This is a genomic window from Streptomyces sp. NPDC059994 (genome assembly GCF_042737755.1).
Taxonomy (GTDB): Bacteria; Actinomycetota; Actinomycetes; order Streptomycetales; family Streptomycetaceae; genus Streptomyces.
The window spans coordinates 1-2,748 of record NZ_JBHWUR010000201.1; the positions used below are offsets into that span (position 1 = coordinate 1).

The 2,748-nt window shown below is 57.7% G+C and carries 2 rRNA genes (1 of these 2 only partly in view); both read left to right on the forward strand.

The annotated features are described in order from the left end of the window. Positions 1 to 296: 296 nt before the first annotated feature. Positions 297 to 1,822: ribosomal RNA gene (locus tag ACFWA7_RS39610) — 16S ribosomal RNA — on the forward strand. Positions 1,823 to 2,109: 287 nt separating this feature from the next. Then, positions 2,110 to 2,748, forward strand: a 23S ribosomal RNA gene (locus ACFWA7_RS39615) (it continues 2,584 nt past the right edge of the window). The 16S and 23S rRNA genes sit together here, the layout of an rRNA operon.

Consider the following 2,748-nt stretch of genomic DNA (forward strand, 5'->3'; position numbering starts at 1 on the left):
GGGAATCGGACACGAAAGAGTCTGATAGAGTCGGAAACGAAGGAAGCGCCCGGAGGGCCCGGAAACGGGAACAAAGGAAGCGTCCGTACCTTGAGAACTCAACAGCGTGCCAAAAGTCAACGCCAGATTGACAACCCCGGCCCATCGTCATGGTGGGTTGGAGGTTCCTTTGAAAAGTCCTGTCGGCCCTTGTGGCGGGCAGGCGATTACACAGCGAGGACGCTGAGGACGGTCGGTCTTATTCCGACGTGACTGTCCCGCTCTTTCGTGTGTGTGGACCGGATTACCGGTAAACATTCATGGAGAGTTTGATCCTGGCTCAGGACGAACGCTGGCGGCGTGCTTAACACATGCAAGTCGAACGATGAAGCCTTTCGGGGTGGATTAGTGGCGAACGGGTGAGTAACACGTGGGCAATCTGCCCTTCACTCTGGGACAAGCCCTGGAAACGGGGTCTAATACCGGATAACACCGGGTGCTGCATGGCATCTGGTTAAAAGCTCCGGCGGTGAAGGATGAGCCCGCGGCCTATCAGCTTGTTGGTGGGGTGATGGCCTACCAAGGCGACGACGGGTAGCCGGCCTGAGAGGGCGACCGGCCACACTGGGACTGAGACACGGCCCAGACTCCTACGGGAGGCAGCAGTGGGGAATATTGCACAATGGGCGAAAGCCTGATGCAGCGACGCCGCGTGAGGGATGACGGCCTTCGGGTTGTAAACCTCTTTCAGCAGGGAAGAAGCGAAAGTGACGGTACCTGCAGAAGAAGCGCCGGCTAACTACGTGCCAGCAGCCGCGGTAATACGTAGGGCGCAAGCGTTGTCCGGAATTATTGGGCGTAAAGAGCTCGTAGGCGGCTTGTCACGTCGGATGTGAAAGCCCGGGGCTTAACCCCGGGTCTGCATTCGATACGGGCTAGCTAGAGTGTGGTAGGGGAGATCGGAATTCCTGGTGTAGCGGTGAAATGCGCAGATATCAGGAGGAACACCGGTGGCGAAGGCGGATCTCTGGGCCATTACTGACGCTGAGGAGCGAAAGCGTGGGGAGCGAACAGGATTAGATACCCTGGTAGTCCACGCCGTAAACGTTGGGAACTAGGTGTTGGCGACATTCCACGTCGTCGGTGCCGCAGCTAACGCATTAAGTTCCCCGCCTGGGGAGTACGGCCGCAAGGCTAAAACTCAAAGGAATTGACGGGGGCCCGCACAAGCAGCGGAGCATGTGGCTTAATTCGACGCAACGCGAAGAACCTTACCAAGGCTTGACATATACCGGAAACGGCCAGAGATGGTCGCCCCCTTGTGGTCGGTATACAGGTGGTGCATGGCTGTCGTCAGCTCGTGTCGTGAGATGTTGGGTTAAGTCCCGCAACGAGCGCAACCCTTGTTCTGTGTTGCCAGCATGCCCTTCGGGGTGATGGGGACTCACAGGAGACTGCCGGGGTCAACTCGGAGGAAGGTGGGGACGACGTCAAGTCATCATGCCCCTTATGTCTTGGGCTGCACACGTGCTACAATGGCCGGTACAATGAGCTGCGATGCCGTGAGGCGGAGCGAATCTCAAAAAGCCGGTCTCAGTTCGGATTGGGGTCTGCAACTCGACCCCATGAAGTCGGAGTTGCTAGTAATCGCAGATCAGCATTGCTGCGGTGAATACGTTCCCGGGCCTTGTACACACCGCCCGTCACGTCACGAAAGTCGGTAACACCCGAAGCCGGTGGCCCAACCCCTTGTGGGAGGGAGCTGTCGAAGGTGGGACTGGCGATTGGGACGAAGTCGTAACAAGGTAGCCGTACCGGAAGGTGCGGCTGGATCACCTCCTTTCTAAGGAGCACAGTACCGATTGCAGGCAAATGTTCTGCACGGTCAGCTCATGGGTGGAACGTTGACTATTCGGCACTTCCGGTGATCTTTTTCTTCAAGTACTGCCCTTGGGCGTGGAACGAAGCAGGAGTGAGGCGGGAGGGCCGGGCGCGCTGTTGGGTGTCTGAGGGCACGGGCTTTATGCCTTGTCTTCGGTATGCCGGCCCCAGTGTACTCACCATGTTGTTGGTGGGGTGATGGGTGGCTGGTCGTTGTTTGAGAACTGCACAGTGGACGCGAGCATCTGTGGCCAAGTTTTTAAGGGCGCACGGTGGATGCCTTGGCACCAGGAACCGATGAAGGACGTGGGAGGCCACGATAGTCCCCGGGGAGCCGTCAACCAGGCTTTGATCCGGGGGTTTCCGAATGGGGAAACCCGGCAGTCGTCATGGGCTGTCACCCATGCCTGAACACATAGGGCATGTGGAGGGAACGAGGGGAAGTGAAACATCTCAGTACCCTCAGGAAGAGAAAACAACCGTGATTCCGGGAGTAGTGGCGAGCGAAACCGGATGAGGCCAAACCGTATACGTGTGATACCCGGCAGGGGTTGCGTATACGGGGTTGTGGGATCTCTTTGTCACAGTCTGCCGGCTGTGAGACGAGTCAGAAACCGTTGATGTAGGCGAAGGACATGCGAAAGGTCCGGCGTAGAGGGTAAGACCCCCGTAGCTGAAACATCAACGGCTCGTTTAAGAGACACCCAAGTAGCACGGGGCCCGAGAAATCCCGTGTGAATCTGGCGGGACCACCCGTTAAGCCTAAATATTCCCTGGTGACCGATAGCGGATAGTACCGTGAGGGAATGGTGAAAAGTACCGCGGGAGCGGAGTGAAATAGTACCTGAAACCGTGTGCCTACAAGCCGTGGGAGCGTCGCGCATTGGG